Raw genomic sequence first — 18,763 nt, forward strand, 5'->3', positions numbered from 1 at the left:
GCTGGCCCACTATGTCCGGCGGGGGCGCTCATGGCTGCGCGGGCGCGGCCGGGGCGGCCGGAGCCTCCGCAGCAACCTGCGGGGTCTGGCGGTAGGGCACTTTGCCCTCGGCCACCAGCGCCATGGCGCGATCAACGGGAATGTGAACCCGCTCCATGCCTGGCTCGGCGCTGAGTACGCCATAGGACGCTACCTGATGCTGGTTCTGCTCGTCGATCTTTATGCGGTCCGCGACGGGGTCGCCCTGGAGGTGGGGCTCCGCGGGAACCTGCACGCCGGGCGTGGCCAGATTCGACGCGGGGGTGGTATCCAGGGGCTGCCGGGACTGGTTAAAGCCGCGGATGACCATGACGATCACAACGCAAGCTCCGAACATGAGGATCATGAGGGCGATGAATGCCGTCACGATAATGCGGGCGTGCATATCGGTGACTTCATAGCCTTCTTTGATACTCGCTTCGTTATTCTGGGGCGCGGCATTATGCATGGCTGTGGGCCTTATCTTTGAGGAACATCAGTTCTTCGCGCGGATCCTGCTGGGGCAGGATGGGGCGCTTCTTAAGTTCGTTGAAGAACACCCAGAGCCAGAGGCCGCCGATACCGGCAACCGCGCCCAGGGAGCAAATGATGGTGAAGACATTCAAGGTGCTGTGATTGTTCTCGAAGGACGGCGCGATGTTCCAGTACATGTCCACGAAGCGGGTGGCCAGCACGTAGATTGCGATTCTGCGCAGCGTCACCGGGTTGGTCTTGTTCTGGCGCATGAGGAGCCGCCACATGGGGGTGAACCACACGAAGGCGATCAGGAAAACCGTCATGGCGGTAAGTCCGCCGCCGGAACGGTCGATGTACCAGCGAATTTCTTCGGGCAGGTTGCCGTTCCAGATGATGAGGAAGGGCGAGAACGACAGGTAGGACCAGAAGATGGTGAAGCCGAGCATGAAGTTGCCGAAGTGGTGGTAGATCTTCGAGCTGATCTTGTGGCTCAGGGGGCCTTCGTTGGACAGGAAGGTCAGCATGATGACGCAGAAGCACATCATGCTCAGGGCGTACCCGGCGATCATCCACGCACCGTATATGGTGGAGAAAAAGGTCGGGTCGGTGGACATGCCCCAGTGCGTGGCGGCAAAGGTCATGGAGACCACGTAGATCACGCATCCGAAGCCGGCGACGACCTTCTGCTTCTTGATCAATCCGGGGTCGCCCGTGCGATCAAGATCCAGGGACCACTTGTTGTAAAGCGTCGCCAGGGTCAGCCAGAGACCGAAGTAAATGAAGTAGCAGAGCACGAACATGTTGAAGTTCAGGAAGCCGTGCTTCAGGTGCGACATGTGGGCGATGTATTCATTTTCCGGCAGCGCCAGGAAGGCCTCGTTCGCCCAGGGGAAAATGGTGGAGAACTTCGCCCCGCCGAACAGGATGGGCATGCCGATGAAGAACAGGAACCACAGGGTCCGCGAGCAGGCCTCGGCGATGCGCTGGGCGACAAAGCTCCAACTGCCGCCGCAGAGGTGGTGCAGCATGACGAGCCCGAGGCCGCTGATGCCCAGGCCGAAGACGAGCAGATAGCCGATGAGCAAGCCCTGGAAGACGGCGCCCGAGAAGAGGCCGAGGAGGAGCGTGACCGCGAAACCTCCCGCGGCGACCACGAGGGCCTTCCCCTGGATGGTCTTGATTTTAGCGAGTTGTGCGTCAGTGAGCATTGGATTCCGCCGTGTGGTGTTCTACTGCTTCCGGCTGGGGTTGCAGTGCCTTTTCCAATTCCAGTTGATCCGCCTGCTCCAGACTGCCCTTGGGCACGTTCTGGCTGTATTGCAGGGCCCGGATGTAGGCAACGATGGCCCAGCGATCTTCCGCGGATACGCGCGCATTATAGCTGTACATGCGGCCAAAACCGTTCTTGATCACGTCGACGATGTAGCCGTCTTCCACTTCGCGCAGGCGATCAATGTGGTAGGAGGCCGCCGCCGGGAAGCCGCGCTGGGTGACGACGCCGTTGCCGTAGCCGCCTTCGCCGTGACAGGGGGTGCAGATGGCGTCGTAACGCTCCCGGCCACGCTTGAGCAGCTCCAGGTCAACTTTGAAGTAGTTGTCCGCCTTGAGGACGCCGCCTTCCTTGCCGGTCCAGAAGGCTTCGTCCAGCACGCCGGGCACGTGCTCCTGGCCGGTGAGGGCCGCGAACACGGGGGCGTTCCACTTGCGGAGCTTGCCTTCATAGGGCACCGTGTTTTCCACGGGCATCCGGTCGGCGGCGTTGTCGGCGAAGAAATCGTTCTTCTGCAGCGCGGTGAACTTGGGCTGGTTCCACATGTCCGGGTGGCAGCCCAGCAGGGCAAAGCTGTAAACCGCGGCCAGAGCCAGCATGGCTTTGCCTGGAACCCAGAAGCGGGGCGCCGTGATGTTCTTGGATGGTTTCATCAGTTCCAACTTATGTGTCCGCAACCGGCCTATCCGGTTGCCGTGGTTCAGGGTTATTATTCCATGACTTCCGACACTTCCACGGGGCCGAGGCCCTGAAGGAAGGTCTTGGTCTGGACAGCGTCGTACTGGGCGTCGGCCCGCTCGATGCAAAGGAAGAATCCGTCGCTCGATGCGCGCTCGAAACGCTTCGCATTAAAGATCGGGTGATGGGGGCGCGGCAGGCCGTTGAGCAGCAGCATGCTGCCCAGGGCCGAGAAGCCCGCGAACAGAATGGTCAGCTCGAAAGTAATGGGCATGAAGGACGGCCAGCTCAGGTCGGGCTTGCCGCCGATGCTGTAGGGGTAGTGGAGCACCGAGGCGATGTACTGCATGCCGAAGCCGGTGCAGGTGCCGGTGAGTCCGCCGCAAAGGGTGAAGAAGGAGACGGCGGTCTTCCGCACGCCCATGGCCTCGGCCAGGCCGTGGATGGGGTAGGGAGAATAGGCGTCCATGGTGCGGTATCCCGCTTCATGGGCCTTGGTCGTCGCCTTCAACAACGTATCGGGATCGTCAAATTCCGCGATCAGGCCGTAGACTTCCGGCGCGTTGTTTTCGTGTCCGTGTGCTGACATATCGTATGTTCGTCCTAAATTTTATACGTGGAAGAATCGGTATCGTGGAGGGCGTCTATCGAATCTCGCCCTTGTCAAGCTGGTGCTGCTGCACGCGCAATTCGAAGATGGTGATCATGGGCAGGAACTTCACAAAGAGGCTCAGCATGAAGAGGAAGAGCCCGATGGAGCCCACATAAGCGGCCCAGTCGAATACCGTGCCGGCGTACTCGCCCCAGGCCGCAGGCAGGTAGTCGCGCGTAAGGCTGGTGACGACGATAACGTAGCGTTCGAGCCACATGCCGATGTTCACGATGATCGTCACGACAAAGAGCGGTGCCGGGTTGGTGCGGACCCACTTGAACCACAGGAACTGGGGGGTGAGCGCGTTGCAGAAGAGCAGCGCGGTGTAGGCCCACCAGTAGGGACCGAAGGCGCGGTTGTACATCATGAAGCGTTCGTAGTCGCTGCCGGAGTACCAGGCGAAGAAGGCTTCGCAGCAGTAGCCGTAGAACACCACCAGGCCGGTGGCCAGCATGACCTTGGCCATGTTGTCCAGGTGGCGCGTGGTGATGAAATCCGTCATGCCGAACCAGATGCGGACCGGAATCATGATGGTAAGCACCATGGCGAAGCCGGAATAGATGGCGCCGGCCACGAAGTAGGGCGGGAAGATGGTGGTGTGCCAGCCCGGAATCACGGACACGGCGAAGTCGAAGGATACGATGGTGTGCACCGAGACCACCAGCGGGGCGGACATGCCGCCGAGGAGGAGGTAGGCCGCCTCATAGCGGAACCAGTGCCGGGCGGAGCCGCGCCAGCCCAGGGCGAAGAGGCCGTAGATCATGCGGCCGAGGCCGGGCTTGCTGCGATCGCGCAGGGTGGCCAGATCGGGGATGAGGCCCGTGAACCAGAAGAGAAGGGACACGGTGAAGTAGGTGGAGATGGCGAACACGTCCCACAGCAGGGGGCTGCGGAACTGGGGCCACAGCGCCATGGTGTTGGGCAGGGGGAAGATGAAGAAAATGGCCCAGGGCCGGCCCACGTGAATCAGGGGGAAGATGCCCGCGCACATAACGGCGAAAAGGGTCATGGCTTCCGCGAAGCGGTTGATGGCGGTTCGCCAGTCCTGATTAAAGAGGAGCAGGATGGCGGAGATGAGGGTTCCGGCGTGGCCGATACCGATCCACCAGACGAGGTTCACGATGGCGAAACCCCAGCCTACCGGGTTGTTGATGCCCCAGAGGCCCAAGCCCTCCCAGAAGAGGTAGGCGGTGCTTGCGCCGAGGATACTGAGGAGCGCCAGACCCAGCGTAATAACGCCGTACCACGGCTTGGGCATGGGCTTCTCAAGAATCACATCGGAAATGGCGGCCGATATGGATTCAAAGGTGTGGCCCGGCTGCGCCAGCGGCGCAACCACCTGGAGGGCGGGCGGTATGTGCTTTGCTTCAACACTCATGATTCTGATTAGTGCTCCGCGGTATGGGCTTCTGGTTTTGCCAGATTGGGGTGTACGTTTTTCAGTTGCGCCAGATAGGTGGTGCGGGGGCGCGTCCCGATATCGGCGAGCAGGCCGTAGTCACGGGGATTCTGCTTGCGCAGCGACACACGGCTCTGGGGATCATTGATGTTGCCGAAGTCGATGGCCTGCGAGGGGCACGCGGACTGGCACGCGGTCTGGAATTCGCCGTCTTTGATCTGGCGGCCTTCGCGCTTGGCTTCGATACGCGCCTTGTTGATGCGCTGCACGCAGAAGGTGCACTTTTCCATGACGCCGCGGCTGCGGACGGTCACGTTGGGGTTGCGCATCATCTTGAGCTGGGGCGCGTCCTGGCCTTCGCGGATCTGATAGTGGAAGAAGTTGAAGCGGCGCACCTTGTAGGGGCAGTTGTTCGCGCAGTAACGGGTGCCCACGCAGCGGTTGTAGGCCATGTCGTTCAGGCCTTCCTTGCTGTGCTGGGTCGCGCCCACGGGGCAGACCGGCTCGCAGGGCGCGTTTTCGCACTGCATGCAGGGAATGGGCTGGTGCACCACTTCCACGGCCGGGCTGGCGACGTCGCCTTTGAAGTAGCGGTCGACGCGGATCCAGTGCATCTCGCGGCCGTTGCTCACTTCCTTCTTGCCGACGATGGGGATATTGTTCTCGGCCTGGCAGGCGATGGTGCAGACCGCGCAACCGTTGCAGCGGTTCAGGTCGATCGTCATGCCCCAGGCATACCCCGCCCAATCCTTTTCATCGGGATTGTACAGCGTGATTTCGCGGCCGGGCGCTTCGTGGCCCAGCTTCTTGGCGAACTCGGGATCGTGCTTGAACGCTTCAAGCGTGGTGGCGCGGATCAGGTGACGGTCTTCCGCCTTCTGCGCCTGCTCGATGTGGCTCTGCTCGATGTTGTTGTGCTCTTCGGTGCGCGCCAGCACGTAGGTGCGGCCCGTGGCGTTCAGGCTGGCGCCGGTCACGAACCAGGGCGACGCGGCGGTCTGGAGCGCGTAGGCGTTGAAGCCGCGATCCTTGCCGATGGCGCCGACGGTCTGGCGGCCATAACCCAGGTGCACCGTGGCCACATCTTCGGGCTGGCCGTAGAGCAGGGTGACGGCCGCGCGCACTTCCGTGCTCAGGCCTTCATACTGGATGAGAACCACATCTTCCTGCTTCAGTTTCAGCTTGGAGGCCGTTTTCGGGTGCAGGTGGACGGCGTTGTCCCAGGTCAGATTGGTGAGGGGTTTCGGAAGCTCCTGAAGCCAGCCGTTGTTCGCGTGGCGGCCGTCGCCCGCGCGGGCATCGAGGCGGAACACGAGATCCAGCCCCTTCTGGGCGGGAATGGCGGCTTCTTCGCCGAAGGCGAGTTTGTGGGTGACGGCTTTGGGCGCGTAGGCGGAACCTTCCACGAGGCCCTTGGCCAGCGCGGCCTTCCAGGCGGTTTCCGAATCCACGCCGTTGGCGTTGATCCATGCGCCGTGGACGAGGTCATAGTCCGTGGATGCTTCATCGCCCAGCAGGAGCGAAAGTATCTCCACCGCGCTCTTGCTGTTGTACAGCGGGCGAATCAGGGGCTGGACCACGGACATGGTGCCGTCGAAGGCCCGGAGATCGCCCCAGGCTTCAAGGTAGTGGGACTCGGGGACGACCCAGTGGCAGTGGTCGGATGTTTCGTTCTGCTGGGAGGCAAGATGGACGCGAAGGGTCGCCTTTTCCAAGGCCTCGCCAAACTTCAGATCCGCCGGGGTGCTGTAGATCGGGTTGCCGCCCAGAATGACCAACAGCGCAATGCCGCCGGCGTTCAGGGACTCCACAAGCTTGGCCACGGACTGGCGCTGGTCGACCGGGCGCGCCTCGGGGGAGGCGATATAGGTCACCAGGCCGGATTCAACGGCGCCCAGGGCGGCGTTGATGGCGTGGGCCAGCGAGTGAACCACGGGAGGCTGGGCGTCGCCCGCAACGACCACCGCGCCGCCTTTGTGGGCGGCGAGATCTTCGAGCACGGCGGCAAGCCACTCGGCGGGGAGGGCCGCGACATTGTCACCATTGGCGACGACACCGGCAACCCCCAGGTTCTGGGCGATTGCGCGGGCCAGGGTTTCCACATGGGGGTAGCGCAGGCGGATGGCGTGGTCGGCCGCGGAGCCCGTCAGGGTCGGCGTACATTCGGCCACGTAGAGACGACTCATTTCGTCGTGGGCGAAGCCTTCACGGGCTTCATAATCCGGGGCATCGGCCGTCGCGGAGGCCGCGCGGGTGATGGAGAAGTCGCGGGAATAACGAACGTGCGCCGGCCCCTCTTCCAGGAAATTGGCGTCCAGGGAGAGCACGACTTTGGCTTTCTTGAAGTTGATCACCGGTGTGACAAACTCGCCGAAGGCGTCGAAGGCGCCGACCCGGGCGTTGTTGCCGCCCATGGGATCGTGCTGGAACCACTGGGCGCTCGGATAGATGGCCAGCAGCTTCTCCATCTGCTTGGCGATGGTGGGCGACGTGATTGTCTCCGTCAGGATGGCCAGACTGGCGCCCTGAACGGCGTCCACGCCCTGCATGGCCTTGCCGATTTCCGCGACGAACTGGTTCCACGTGGCCATGGTGCCGACGTGAGCAATGCTCTCCAGGCGATCGGGGGAGTACAAATCCAGAATGGAGGCCTGGGCGTAGATGCTGGAGGAACCCAGCGAAGCCGGGTGCCCGACCAACCCTTCAATTTTCGTGGGGCGGCCTTCGTAGCTCGTGGCCACGGCGCCCAGGGCAAAACCCGCCTCGGGCACGGCGGTCGCATAGTACCCGAATTGACCCGCCACCGCGTCTTCCGGCGGCTTGACGTAGGGGACGATCTTTTCTTCCGGCTGGCGCGCGCAGCTTGTGAGGCCGGCCATCATCATGGACGCACCCATGACCTTCATGAAATTGCGGCGACCGGTGGCATCGAGGGTGCCGGCGTCTTCAGACGGGAACTCACGGTGCTTTTCGGAATCCAGGGCGATAGCACCGTTGAATTCGGCAGCATGCCGCCAGTAGGCCGGAGCGCTGTGTCCCGGCGTGGAAGCGTTGGCCTCCCGGCCGCTCAAAGTAGCGTTTAAGTGCTTTGGGCTCATGATGTTTCCCATAATTAACGGTGACAGATGGAACAGTTGCTGAGCTGTTCGACGTTGATCTTGTACTCTTCCACCAGGGCTTTGCCCGCTTCGAGCTGATCGTGGGGCGCGGCCCAGTCGACGTCGAAGACCTTGTCTTTCGGGCGGATAAACTTCTCCGGCGCCCGGTGGCACTCAAGGCACCACGACATGTGGAGCGTCTTCACCTTGCGGGTCAACCGCTGCTCCTGGATATCACCGTGGCAGGTTGTGCACCCCATGCCCTTGGCCACGTGAATAGAGTGGTCGAAGTAGACGAAATCGGGAAGGTCATAGACGCGCGTCCACTCCAGAGGCTTGCCGGTCTTCCAGCTTTCATGAACCGGCTGGAGCATGGGCGCATCCGCGAGCACCTGCGAGTGACAGGTCATGCAGGTTTCCGTGGGGGGCACGTTGGCCACGCCGCTCTTCTCCACCGTCGTGTGGCAGTAACGGCAATCAATGCCGTTGGCGCCCACGTGTCGCTGGTGACTGAAGGGAATGGGCTGCTCCTTGTTTATGTTCACCTGCGTGACGACGGGAGACCGGTACAGTGCGGAGGCGAGAAGCGTTATGACAACCGCCCCCAGTACACCGCCAACAATACTGGCTCGGGCAAGCACATTGGCGCTGCGATGAAAAACTTGAGCCACGAAAACATTCCTTTTCTACCGTGGGCCTGAAGGACGGCGCTACACCCGTGGTCAACTCCGTCCATCCTGGGCTCGTGGTTGGTTAAGAACCAAAAATAAGTCTGGTTATGCGTCCGGAATAAATTACGTTCCAGTGTTTGTTTCTGTCCTCCGGTATGGGGAGGAGGACGGGCGCGAAATAAAAAAAGAAGCCCACTCGCGGGAGGTCGGCGCAGAAACGCCGCCCGAAACGAAACAGGGATCCCTTAATTCTCAACTACCAGTCGTTACCAACTCGCGCGGTTATCTTGGTCGATATCCGCTAGACTCAAACGCGCTCCCGCCATCTGCACCGTGGCGCCTACTCATTTTCCCGATGGTTCGGCGGCGCAGAACGGCGTATTTATACACCTTCGCCGGGGGCGGAATCAACCCAGGGACTTCAAATTTCCTTGTTCTTCGGCGCGAATTTTCGTTCAGCATGCTGAGCCGCAATCGGCCGGATTCGCCCCCGCCGCCACGAATTTCCCTCGCGGGCGGGCGACGGCTCCGGGGGCGCACGCCACCGATGGCCGCGACTCCGGTTTCACCCGCAAAAACAGGACCTTGAACGCGTCGCCTTGCACTGTTCTGCTAGTACTTCCCCCCTCTCCTTTGCTCCCATGCCGCTGAGATCGTGTGCTAGCGTGGAACGGCGCATAGACGCCACGCCGCACGTGGGTGCTCCGCGACGGGCGATTTCCCGCCCGGGGCGCGCGATACAATTTTTGGGGGTGCAAAGCTTGACTGGGCCCGGCGATTTTTGGCATGATTGCATCTGTTTTGATCGTAGACACCCCGTGCGGGCACAGGTAGGCTTTTTTTGGGATCCGCAGCAGCGAATTTCTTCGTCTGTCGCTTTTTGCAGCCCCTGTGCGATACACAAGACTATCGGAGCTTTCTTACGAGCTATGGCATCCGTATCCCTGCTTGAATCCGTTGCACAGCATGAAAAGTCCCTGATGGCGGATCTGGAACGCGCCCGGGAAGAGGCGCGCCAGATTATCGATACGGCGCACCTGGACGGCGCGACCACCCTTCAGGAAACCAACGTGAAGCTGGAGGCCGATATCGCGGTGCTCCGCCGCGACGCGGCGCAGGCGCGGGAGGAGGTGCGGATAGCCATCCAGAAGGCGACCGCCGAGAAAGTTGAAGCAATTCGCAGCGAGTCCGCCGGCCGAACCCCTCAGGTTCGCGCGGAATTGCTGGCGCGCATCCTTCCCAACGTAGACTTATAGGAAGAGGCCTGAATTATGATTTCCCCAATGGATCGGGTTGAGATTGTGTGTCTTCGCTCCGAGCTGCCCGCCATGGTGCCGGCGCTCCAGGAGCAGGGCGTGCTCCATGTGGAAGAAGTTTCCCTCGCGCTGGAGAACCACCCCGGATTTCTGCACCGCGTGCACCTTCCGGAAGCGGAGAAGCGGGAACTTTCCGAGCTGGAGGCGCTTGAGACGCTCCTGAAAGAGGCCGCCCCGCTGCTTTCCGGCAGCCCTGCGCAGGATGCCGTCGCCTCGGCCGCGGCCGGGCTGCGCGAAAGCGCCATCCCCGACCGACTGAAGTCCGCCCGGGCCTGGCACCGGAATCTCCGGACCCTTCACCGGCGCAAGCTCAATATTCAAGACGACATGACGGTGATCAAGAATTACGGCCGTCTGGTCGAGTCCATCACCCCCCTGCTTATTACGAATGGCGCCATATTGGGCGAAACGGCCCGGGCCATCATCCTGGAGGGCTACGACGCGGAATCGCTGGACGCCCTCAAACGGGACATTGTCAACGCCGTGAGCGCCTCCTGCGGCGCGGTGAGCCAGAAGCTGGACCGGAACAAACTCTGCCTGATCGTCACCCACCCCGCCGACAAGGGCGAGGCGTTGGGTGATTTCCTGGCGGCGCGCGGCATCAAGGTGCTGACGAGCCCGGATCAAGAGGCGCGCGGCGCTTCGGTGGATGAGGTGATGCGCAAGATCGGATCCCGCATTGCCGAAATGCAGGCGGATCTCGATGCCGTTCTGTCGGAACTGCAGGCGTTTACGGCCCAGGAAGGCGCCAAGCTGGTTGCCCTCCAGAAGATGGTCTCCGATCGTATCGCCCAACTGCGCGTGGTGGATTCTTTCGCCCAGAGCGAGATGGTGGGCGTCATTCAGGGCTGGGTCCCCAGCGAGTCCTATGGCAAGCTGGTGGCGTCGATTAAGGAAAAGTTCGGCGACAAGGCCGTGGTGGGTCATATGGATCACCACGACATTGAACACAAGCGCGTTCCCACGAAATTGAAAAACCATCCTTTAATCCAGCCCTTCGAGCTCATCATGAAGCTGATGAAGCCTGCTACCTATGGCGGTTTCGACCCGACGTGGCTCGTTGCGGTTTCCTTTATTCTGTTTTACGGCTTCGTTCTGGGCGATGCGGGCTACGGCGCTATCCTGGTGGCTATCGGCCTCTGGGGCAAGGCCAAATGGGGCCACATCAAGCCCGTACGCGACGGCATGACCATTTTCACCTGGATGGGCGTCTCTTCGGTGGTCTTCGGTATCATTTATTGGGAGATATTCGGGGCGCTGGTGGAGGATATGGTAGGTGACTACTCCCTTTTCCACCGGGCGCACCACACGGACGCGCTGCTCTACCTTGCCATCCTTTTCGGCGCGATTCATATCCCCCTGTGCCTGATTCTGGGCATCAAGGAAGGTTATGCCCACGGCCATCACAAGCACGCCGAGGAAAAACTGGGCATGCTGCTGGGCCTCGCCGCCCTCCCCGTCGCGCTGGGTTCCGCCGCCACGGGCTTTGTACTGGGTTTCCTGATTGCGGCGGCCCTCTTCGGTGCGGGCCTGTACTTCCTGTGGCGCAGCATGGGCGCGATGGCGGCGATGGGCGTCATGGAAATCATCGGCCTTACGGCGAACATCTTCTCCTACAGCCGCCTGATGGCGCTGGGCCTTGTGTCCATCGCCTTTGCGGAAATTGCCAACGCCCTCCCCGAAATGCTGGGCGGCGGCACGATCGGCATTGTCATCGGGATTCCCATGGCGGTAGCGGTCCACGCACTCAATATCTTCATTGGCGTATTCAGTCCAACGATCCATTCGTTGCGGCTTAATTTTGTTGAGTTCTTGCCGAAGTTCTACGAAGCTGAAGGCAGAAGTTACGAACCCTTTAGAAAGGAAATGGTATGGTAATGAGTTCCACACTTCGCAAAGCAATGCTGCTTTCCGCCATCGTTCTGGCGGTCATGAGCGTCTGCGCTCCGTTCGCAATGGCCCAGGAGCACGCGGAAGGCGCTTCCGCGACCGCCAACACGTCGGTCGGTGAAGGCATCCGGGTTGCGGGTATCGCGATTGCGGCGGGCATTGCCCTCGCCGGCGCGGCGCTCGGCACGGGCCGTGCACAGGCTTCCATCGGTGCGGGTGGTACGGGCGCGCTGGCTGAAAAGCCCGAGCTGTTCACCAACGTGCTGATCCTGGTGGCCCTTCCCGAAACTATCGTTGTTCTCGGTTTCGTTATCGGCTTCCTGATTCTGGGCAATATCTAGGTTTGTGTGGAGCGGCGCCCCCGTGGCGCCCCTCTTTCACTTGCCCTCAGGAGGCCGCCGGCCAGCCGGCGAAAGCACCTATGGAAAAAACACCACTACTGGATCTGATGTCAGCGCAAATCGCGGCGCAGCGCAACGAAGTGTTGCAGGCTGCCCGCGACGAGGCGGTGGCGATCCGACAGAACGCCCAGGAACGGGCGGAACAGCGCCGGAAGGACAGCCTTGCCGCCGCGGAGAGCGAACTCGCGTCCATCGCGCGCCGCTCTCGCGAGCGCGTGGAGGCCGAGGCCCACATGGTGACGCTGACCACGAAGGACTCCATCACCAACGAGGTGCTGGGGGAAGTGTCGGCGGAACTGGCCGCGATTGCGGCGGGTCCCACCTTTCCGGGAATTCTGGATGCCCTCCTCGCCGAGTTAATGGCGGAAGCGCCGTCCGATGTGGTGGTTCTGGCTCCCCCGGCCCATGTGGATCATTGCCGTCGCTGGCTTGAATCCAACGGCCGTCCGGGCCTGCCGGTGGAACCGCTTGCATCGCTGAAGGATGGTGTCGCCGTACAAGACCCGGGCAAGAAGTTTCGTTTTACCAATACCCTGACGGCGCGCTTCAACAAGCACGAGGGCGAGTTGCGGAAGCTTTCGCTGAACCGACTCTTCCCCTCGTCCAACGCGGGCGGAGAAGCTTGAACATGGCCGACATGGATCCTTTTGTACTGCACTTCAACGCGCGGGTGCACGGCATGAAGCGCGAGCTGTTTTCCAACACGTCCATCGACGGTTTTCTGGATCAGGGTGACCTGGCCCGATTTCTTGAGGCGCTGCTGGATTCGGCCTATCGCACGGAAATGGCCGAAGCCCTCACCCGCTATCAGGGTGCGGACGCGGTTGAAGAAGCGGCGTCCCGCAACCTGGTTGCCACCTTCCAGACCCTCCTGAGCCGCTCCCACGGCGAGTTCCGGGAGCTGGTCCAGATTTTCCTCGCCCGTTGGGACCTGATGGCGGTCAAATCCCTGATCCGCTGCCGGCACCACGGCGTCGACGGCCCCGTAATGGGCGCGGCCCTGATTCCCGGGCCCACGCTCACCCCGCCGCTGCTGGCGGAGTTCAGCCAGCTCGATTCCATGGAATCGCTGGTGGCCGCCCTGAGCGGCTGGAACCGGAACCTGTGCGGATGCCTCCGCAAGGCCCTTCCGGCCTATCACGAGACGGGCAGCCTCTCCGAGCTCGAAGAGGCGCTGGACCGCGCCTACTTTGTAGACACGGTGGCCCGGCTCAAGACCGCTGAGGATGACGACAGCCGCATGCTGCGCGCCCAGCTCCAGTCGGAAATCGACCGCATCAACCTGCGGACGGTCTTCCAGCATATCGACACGAAGGGCGAACTGGGCGAGAGCCTGGACAGCCGTTTTCTCAGTCAGGGTTCACTGCCCAAGTCCCTGTTGCGCCAGATGGCGTCCAGCTCGGACCCGGCGGCGGCCATGGCCCACCTGGCGCGCACGCGGTACAGCAGCCTGGTGGAAGAATTGTACCAGTTGCTCCAGACCGGTCGTTTCTCGCCGATGGAGCGCTTCTTCGAGCGCGTCTTGATGAAGAATGTACGCCAGAGCGCGCGGAACAATGTGTTCGGCATCGGCGTGATGATGGACTATGTTTGGATGAAGTACAACGAGGTGATCAACCTCCGCCTCATCGCGCGGGGACTTGCCGGCAATCTGCCGGCGGGCCGCGTCCGCGACGAGCTGTACTCCGTCTGACCGCAAACCCGTGAGTACGGGCGGCCGCGCGGGCAACCGGCGGCCGCCGGAACGATACAAGGAAAAGGATGACCATGGCTTCAAAGGTTGTAGCACTCGCCAACGGCCAGGCAGCCCTTCAGGTAGGCTTGACGGGCGTGCCCGTGGAAGAGGTATTTGATGTGTCGGCCGTGGAGAATCGCCTGGCCGAGCTGATGTCCTCCGATGCCAAAGTGGTCATCGTAAACGAAGAGTTCAAGGATCAGTTTTCGGAGTGGTTCCAGGGCCGTCTCGCCCGCCACAACACTTTGCCGCTGATCATCTTCTGCCCTTCGTTTGCCGAGGAAGACGCGGGCACGCTGGAGTATATCAACTCCATCGTCCGGCCCGCGGTTGGTTTTGAAATTCGTCTGGACTAGAACGTTTACCCTTAAAATTACCTGATCATTGGCGCGGGTTGCCCGGAAACTGCCGGGCGATCCAAAGCGTTTTCACACGATGGTGAACTGCAACGCCGGCGGGCTTGACCCGCGGCTGCCGCCCCCCGGGCTGCACTGGCGATGCTGGCATCAGGCAACCGATAGTAGGAGAATCAAATGGCGGTGACGGAACAACATATCGTCGGAAAGCTCGTCCGAATCGCCGGGCCGATGATTGAGGCCGAAGGCATGCTCGGGGTCTCCATGGGTGAGATCCTGACCGTTGGTAAATTGGGCCTGATGGGCGAAGTGATTCGTATCGAGGGCGACAAGATTTATGCGCAGGTGTTTGAAAGCACCGAAGGCATGTTTCTCGGCGAGGAAGTCGTGGCCACGGGCGTGCCCCTGGCCGTCGAACTCGGACCGGGCCTGCTCGGCGCCACCTTCGACGGCATCCAGCGCCCCCTCATCACGCTCCAGCAGTCTTCGGGCGACTTCATCGGCCGCGGTATCACCGCCGTGGCCCTCGATCGCACCAAGAAATGGTCCTTCACGCCCGTGGCCAAGGTCGGCCAGGACGTCAAGGGCGGCGACATCCTGGGCACGGTCCCGGAAACGATCGCCATCGAGCACAAGATTCTGGTGCCCCCGCACGTGAACGGCAAGATCGCCTGGATGCAGTCCGCGGGCGATTACACGGTGGAAGAGGTGATCGCGCGCCTGGAAGACGGCACCGAGATCCGGATGATGCACAAGTCGCCCGTGAAGCAGTCGCGCCCGGTGCACAAGGTGCTTCCCCCCGCCGAGCCCTTCCTCACCCGCCAGCGCGTGCTCGACATGCTCTTCCCCATCGCCAAGGGCGGCTCGGCCATCGTGCCGGGCGGTTTCGGCGCGGGCAAGACCGTGGTGGAACAGAGCATGTCCAAATACTCGAACGCACAGATCATCGTGTACGTGGGTTGCGGCGAGCGCGGCAATGAAATGGCCGAAGTGCTGACCGAATTCCCCGAGCTGGTCGACCCAAACACGGGCGACTCGCTGATGAACCGCACCATCCTGGTCGTGAACACGTCCAACATGCCGGTGGCCGCGCGCGACGCGTCGGTGTACACGGGCATGACCCTGGCCGAATACTATCGCGACATGGGCTACGATGTGGCGCTGATGGCCGACTCCACCTCGCGCTGGGCCGAAGCGCTCCGCGAAATTTCTTCCCGCCTGGAGGAAATGCCGGGTGAAGAAGGTTACCCGACCTACCTCTCCGAGCGCATTTCCGCGTTCTACGAACGCTGCGGCAACGTCATCTGCGCGGGCTCCGAAGCCACGACGGACAAGCCCCGCCGGGGATCGCTCACCGCGGTGGGCGCCGTGTCCCCCGCCGGCGGCGACTTCTCCGAGCCGGTTACGCAGACCTCCATGCGCGTGTCCGGCGCCCTCTGGGCCCTGGATTCGGCCCTGGCCTACCGCCGCCACTACCCCAGCGTAAACTGGAACCGCTCCTTCACCCTGTACTTCGAGGGGCTCAAGGATTGGTTTGACCAGAACGCCCCCGCCGGCTGGAACATGCGCCGCCAGCAGGCCGCCACGCTCCTGCAGCGTGAAACGGAACTTCAGGACATCGTACAGCTCGTCGGCCCCGACGCGCTTCAGGACATGGAACGTCTGGTGCTTGAAGTATCGCGTCTTATCCGCGAAGTGTTCCTGCAGCAGAGCGCCTTCTCCGAGAACGACGCCTCCTGCGGTCTGGAAAAGTGCTTCGGCCTTCTCGAAACCATCCTGGTCTATCACGAGGAGTGCGAGAAGGTGCTGCGCCGCGAGGTTCCGCTGACCCGGATCAGCGAGCTGCCCCTCCGCGAGCAGATTGCCCGTCTGAAGGAAGAGCCGAACGACGGCTTCACCGCCAAGAAAGACGCCTGCATCGAGAACTATAAGCAAGTGCTTGCCGGTCTGGAAGCCAAATAACCAAGGGATAATGAACGATGTCTGAAACGAACGAACAGCTCCACAAAGAATACTGGGACATGACCTATGTTTCCGGTCCCTTGGTGTTCCTGCAGAATGGCGAGCGCTTCCCCACCGGCGCGATCCTGAATGTGCACATGGAGAGCGGCGAGCAGCGCCAGGGCCAGATCCTGGAAGCGACCAAGACCCACGCCGTACTCCAGATCCTTCAGGGCACGCGCGGCGTCGACATCAAGGGCACTTCGGTGTCCCTGCGCGACATGGCCGCGAAGATTGCCTGTACCCCCGACGTGATCGGTCGCCGCTTCAACGGCACCGGCGTTCCCATCGACGGCCTGCCCCCGGTAGTGCCCGAGAAGGAAGTGGAAATCGGCGGCTCCGCCATCAATCCCGTGTCCCGCGACGCGCCGAACGACTTCATTGAAACGGGTATCTCCACGATCGACGGTTTCAACACGCTGGTGCGCGGACAGAAGCTCCCCATCTTCCTGGGCTCCGGTCTTCCCGGCAACGAGATCGCCAACATGATTGTGCAGAACTCGGGCACCAAGGGCGACGACACGCCCTTCGTGACGGTGTTTGCCGCCATGGGTATCACGGCCCGCGAGACCGAATACTTCCTGAAGTCCTTCGAGGAAGGCGGCAAGGGTTCGCGCGTGGTGGCCTTCATCAACAAGGCGGACGACCCGGCGATCGAGCGCCTGTTCACCCCCCGCTGCGCCCTGACCGTGGCCGAGTACCTGGCCTTCGAAAAGGGCTATCAGGTGCTGGTGGTGCTTACCGACCTCACGAACTACTGCGACGCGCTGCGCCAGATCTCCTCGGCCCGTGAAGAAATTCCCGGCCGCCGCGGTTACCCCGGCTACATGTACACCGACTTGTCGACGATCTATGAGCGCGCGGGCCGAATCCGCGGCAACGGTGGATCGGTGACTCAGATCCCCATGCTGACGATGCCGGACGACGACATCACGCACCCGATCCCCGACCTTACCGGTTACATCACCGAGGGCCAGATCGTGCTGAGCCGCCCGCTGCACCGCCAGGGTGTCTTCCCGCCGGTGGACCTGCTGCCCTGCCTGTCCCGTCTGATGAACAACGGTATCGGCAAGAACAAGACCGAGCCGTGGCACCGGGAGTGGTCCAACCAGCTCTACGCGGCCTACGCGGAAGGCCAGCGCATCAAGAAGCTCATGGCTATCGTGGGTGAAGACGCGCTGACCGAACTCGATAAGAAGTACCTGCGCTTCAACAACGCCTTCGAAACCGAGATGATCGGTCAGGGCATGAACCGCCGGACCATTGAAGAAACCTTCGCCATCGGCTGGAAGGTCATGGGCCACCTGCCCAAGTCCGAACTGACCCGTATCAAGCGCGAAGTCGTGGATCAGTACTACGTACCCCTGGCCGACGAAAATGTCGGCGCGAAGACGTCCTCTCCCATCGAGAACGCCTGATAGTTTCCCTCGGCGGGACCGCTTCGGCGGTCCCGCCCCGTGTACACCGGTCTGATTCGTTTAACGCCCTATAGGTACTACTACTATGAGTATGGACAACGTCGCCCCGACCCGGATGAATATGCTTCTCCTGAAGGGGCAGATAAAGATGGCCGCCGACGGCGTCGGCCTCCTGAAGGGCAAACGGGACGCCCTGATGCAGGAATTGCTCAAGCGCGCCCGAGCCCTGGCCCTCATGCGCGACGAACTCCACGCCCGCGGGCGGGCCGCGGCGGATGCCATGGCCATGGCCCGCGCCGTGCGTGGCACGCCCGAATTGAAGTCGGCCGCCGTTGCCGGTCGCCGCGAGCTGCTCATCAGCGTGGAGGCCGAAAAGGTCTGGGGCCTCGCGCTGGGCCGTATCGACATGGAGGGCATCGTCCGCACCCCCGCAAAACGCGGCATGGGCCTGCTGGACACCTCCGCCCAGGTTCAGGAAGCTTCCGAAGCCTCGGAAGAGATGCTCTCCCAGCTCCTGATTTGCGCCCCGCTGGAGCGCAATCTCCAGATTGTCGGCGAAGAAGTGAAAAAAGTTTCCCGCCGCATCAATGCCCTGGAAGAGTACCTCCTCCCCCGCCTGCGCGGACAGCTTCGTGGCATCGCCAGCGTCCTGGATGAGCGCGAACGCGAGGATACCTTCCGTCTGAAGAAAATCAAGGGCAAGAAAGCCGTCCAGAAGCGCAAAGCGCAGGCCGACGCGGCCGCGGCCGCCGCAGCCGCCGCACAGGGAGCGGAATGATGCTCCTCCACGAAATTCTGCGCCCCGAATTGATCAAAGTCGGCCTCGAAGCCGAGAAGAAGCGGGAATGCATCAGCGAGCTGATGGATGTCCTGATTCAGTATCATGAAATCCCCATGAACCAGCGGGACATCCTGCTGGAGCAGCTCTATGCCAACGAAGATTCGCTGGGCTCCGGCATGGAGCACGGCATCGCACTGCCCCACATTGCCACGGACCGCGTGGACGATGTGATCTGCGCCGTTGGCATGGCCCCGCGCGGCATTCCCTTTGGCACGCTCGACGGCAAGCCCGCCAATGTCGTGGTGCTGCTGCTCGTTCCCAAGAAGAGCTACGAAGATGAAGTCAAGGCGATCGCCAGCATAGAGAATCTGCTGGAAGACAGCGCCCTGGTGGAGAAGCTGCTGAAGTGCATCAGCCCCCAGGAGGCCTTCAAGCTCATCCAGAGCGCCGGCGACGGCAAGTAGAAGAGCACCCCATAGTTCAAGCGATGACCGCAGGCCTTCGGGTCTGCGGTTTTTTTTAGGCTGAAGGATGAAGGATGAAGGATGAAGGGTGAAGGATGAAGGATGAAGGATGAAGGATGAAGGATGAAGGATGAAGGA

Annotated in this window: 17 protein-coding genes; 10 read left to right on the forward strand and 7 right to left on the reverse strand. The window is 61.9% G+C overall.

Annotated features, from left to right (window positions below):
- Nucleotides 1–28 precede the first annotated feature (28 nt).
- The 7 genes from JNK74_12255 to JNK74_12285 form a co-directional block, all read right to left on the reverse strand.
- Nucleotides 29–487, reverse strand: a complete 459-nt coding sequence (locus tag JNK74_12255) for a hypothetical protein (GenBank protein ID MBL7646951.1) — start codon at nt 485–487, stop codon at nt 29–31.
- Complete coding sequence (locus JNK74_12260; protein MBL7646952.1) at nt 480–1,703, reverse strand: hypothetical protein; 1,224 nt, start codon at nt 1,701–1,703, stop codon at nt 480–482. Before JNK74_12260 ends, JNK74_12255 begins: the two co-directional genes overlap by 8 nt.
- Complete coding sequence (locus JNK74_12265) at nt 1,693–2,241, reverse strand: cytochrome c (protein ID MBL7646953.1); 549 nt, start codon at nt 2,239–2,241, stop codon at nt 1,693–1,695. Before JNK74_12265 ends, JNK74_12260 begins: the two co-directional genes overlap by 11 nt.
- Nucleotides 2,242–2,474: 233 nt before the next feature.
- The gene (locus JNK74_12270) at nt 2,475–3,032 is read right to left on the reverse strand and encodes a DUF3341 domain-containing protein (protein MBL7646954.1); all 558 of its coding nucleotides are present in this window, start codon (nt 3,030–3,032) and stop codon (nt 2,475–2,477) included.
- Nucleotides 3,033–3,087: 55 nt separating this feature from the next.
- Entirely contained in the window at nt 3,088–4,473 is a 1,386-nt protein-coding gene (gene nrfD / locus JNK74_12275; GenBank protein ID MBL7646955.1) for a polysulfide reductase NrfD, read from the reverse strand.
- 8 nt (nt 4,474–4,481) lie between these two features.
- Nucleotides 4,482–7,592, reverse strand: a complete 3,111-nt coding sequence (locus JNK74_12280; GenBank protein ID MBL7646956.1) for a Fe-S-cluster-containing hydrogenase — start codon at nt 7,590–7,592, stop codon at nt 4,482–4,484.
- A 14-nt stretch (nt 7,593–7,606) separates the two neighbouring features.
- Nucleotides 7,607–8,263, reverse strand: a complete 657-nt coding sequence (locus tag JNK74_12285; protein ID MBL7646957.1) for a cytochrome c3 family protein — start codon at nt 8,261–8,263, stop codon at nt 7,607–7,609.
- A 929-nt stretch (nt 8,264–9,192) separates the two neighbouring features.
- Here JNK74_12285 and JNK74_12290 point away from each other — a divergent pair.
- The 10 genes from JNK74_12290 (at nt 9,193) to JNK74_12335 (ending at nt 18,625) form a co-directional block, all read left to right on the forward strand.
- Nucleotides 9,193–9,519, forward strand: a complete 327-nt coding sequence (locus JNK74_12290; protein MBL7646958.1) for a hypothetical protein — start codon at nt 9,193–9,195, stop codon at nt 9,517–9,519.
- Nucleotides 9,520–9,534: 15 nt separating this feature from the next.
- Nucleotides 9,535–11,457: a hypothetical protein gene (locus tag JNK74_12295; protein MBL7646959.1), complete on the forward strand. Its 1,923-nt coding sequence runs from the start codon at nt 9,535–9,537 to the stop codon at nt 11,455–11,457.
- Nucleotides 11,458–11,534: 77 nt separating this feature from the next.
- Nucleotides 11,535–11,810: a hypothetical protein gene (locus JNK74_12300; protein MBL7646960.1), complete on the forward strand. Its 276-nt coding sequence runs from the start codon at nt 11,535–11,537 to the stop codon at nt 11,808–11,810.
- A gap of 107 nt (nt 11,811–11,917) precedes the next feature.
- Nucleotides 11,918–12,496 carry a hypothetical protein gene (locus JNK74_12305; protein ID MBL7646961.1) on the forward strand — a complete coding sequence of 193 codons (579 nt, stop codon included), beginning with the start codon at nt 11,918–11,920 and terminating at the stop codon, nt 12,494–12,496.
- Nucleotides 12,497–12,498: 2 nt separating this feature from the next.
- Nucleotides 12,499–13,563, forward strand: a complete 1,065-nt coding sequence (locus JNK74_12310) for a V-type ATPase subunit (GenBank protein ID MBL7646962.1) — start codon at nt 12,499–12,501, stop codon at nt 13,561–13,563.
- Nucleotides 13,564–13,637: 74 nt separating this feature from the next.
- The gene (locus JNK74_12315; GenBank protein MBL7646963.1) at nt 13,638–13,961 is read left to right on the forward strand and encodes a hypothetical protein; all 324 of its coding nucleotides are present in this window, start codon (nt 13,638–13,640) and stop codon (nt 13,959–13,961) included.
- Between the two features lie 177 nt (nt 13,962–14,138).
- Nucleotides 14,139–15,923: a V-type ATP synthase subunit A gene (locus tag JNK74_12320; GenBank protein ID MBL7646964.1), complete on the forward strand. Its 1,785-nt coding sequence runs from the start codon at nt 14,139–14,141 to the stop codon at nt 15,921–15,923.
- 17 nt (nt 15,924–15,940) lie between these two features.
- Entirely contained in the window at nt 15,941–17,380 is a 1,440-nt protein-coding gene (locus JNK74_12325) for a V-type ATP synthase subunit B (GenBank protein ID MBL7646965.1), read from the forward strand.
- 85 nt (nt 17,381–17,465) lie between these two features.
- The gene (locus tag JNK74_12330) at nt 17,466–18,158 is read left to right on the forward strand and encodes a V-type ATP synthase subunit D (protein MBL7646966.1); all 693 of its coding nucleotides are present in this window, start codon (nt 17,466–17,468) and stop codon (nt 18,156–18,158) included.
- Complete coding sequence (locus tag JNK74_12335) at nt 18,155–18,625, forward strand: PTS sugar transporter subunit IIA (protein MBL7646967.1); 471 nt, start codon at nt 18,155–18,157, stop codon at nt 18,623–18,625. The genes JNK74_12330 and JNK74_12335 overlap by 4 nt, the downstream gene beginning before the upstream one ends.
- Nucleotides 18,626–18,763 lie beyond the last annotated feature (138 nt).

The sequence above is a fragment of the Candidatus Hydrogenedentota bacterium genome (genome assembly GCA_016791475.1).
Classification (GTDB): Bacteria; Hydrogenedentota; Hydrogenedentia; order Hydrogenedentales; family JAEUWI01; genus JAEUWI01.

Bases quoted from the DNA above. Each gene is read 5' to 3' on its own strand.
- JNK74_12255 (MBL7646951.1), bottom strand. From the start codon at position 487: ATGCATAATGCCGCGCCCCAGAATAACGAAGCGAGTATCAAAGAAGGC.
- JNK74_12260 (MBL7646952.1), bottom strand. From the start codon at position 1,703: ATGCTCACTGACGCACAACTCGCTAAAATCAAGACCATCCAGGGGAAG.
- JNK74_12265 (MBL7646953.1), bottom strand. From the start codon at position 2,241: ATGCCCGTGGAAAACACGGTGCCCTATGAAGGCAAGCTCCGCAAGTGG.
- JNK74_12270 (MBL7646954.1), bottom strand. From the start codon at position 3,032: ATGTCAGCACACGGACACGAAAACAACGCGCCGGAAGTCTACGGCCTG.
- nrfD (MBL7646955.1), bottom strand. From the start codon at position 4,473: ATGAGTGTTGAAGCAAAGCACATACCGCCCGCCCTCCAGGTGGTTGCG.
- JNK74_12280 (MBL7646956.1), bottom strand. From the start codon at position 7,592: ATGAGCCCAAAGCACTTAAACGCTACTTTGAGCGGCCGGGAGGCCAAC.
- JNK74_12290 (MBL7646958.1), top strand. From the start codon at position 9,193: ATGGCATCCGTATCCCTGCTTGAATCCGTTGCACAGCATGAAAAGTCC.
- JNK74_12295 (MBL7646959.1), top strand. From the start codon at position 9,535: ATGATTTCCCCAATGGATCGGGTTGAGATTGTGTGTCTTCGCTCCGAG.
- JNK74_12300 (MBL7646960.1), top strand. From the start codon at position 11,535: ATGGCCCAGGAGCACGCGGAAGGCGCTTCCGCGACCGCCAACACGTCG.
- JNK74_12305 (MBL7646961.1), top strand. From the start codon at position 11,918: ATGTCAGCGCAAATCGCGGCGCAGCGCAACGAAGTGTTGCAGGCTGCC.
- JNK74_12310 (MBL7646962.1), top strand. From the start codon at position 12,499: ATGGCCGACATGGATCCTTTTGTACTGCACTTCAACGCGCGGGTGCAC.
- JNK74_12315 (MBL7646963.1), top strand. From the start codon at position 13,638: ATGGCTTCAAAGGTTGTAGCACTCGCCAACGGCCAGGCAGCCCTTCAG.
- JNK74_12320 (MBL7646964.1), top strand. From the start codon at position 14,139: ATGGCGGTGACGGAACAACATATCGTCGGAAAGCTCGTCCGAATCGCC.
- JNK74_12325 (MBL7646965.1), top strand. From the start codon at position 15,941: ATGTCTGAAACGAACGAACAGCTCCACAAAGAATACTGGGACATGACC.
- JNK74_12330 (MBL7646966.1), top strand. From the start codon at position 17,466: ATGAGTATGGACAACGTCGCCCCGACCCGGATGAATATGCTTCTCCTG.
- JNK74_12335 (MBL7646967.1), top strand. From the start codon at position 18,155: ATGATGCTCCTCCACGAAATTCTGCGCCCCGAATTGATCAAAGTCGGC.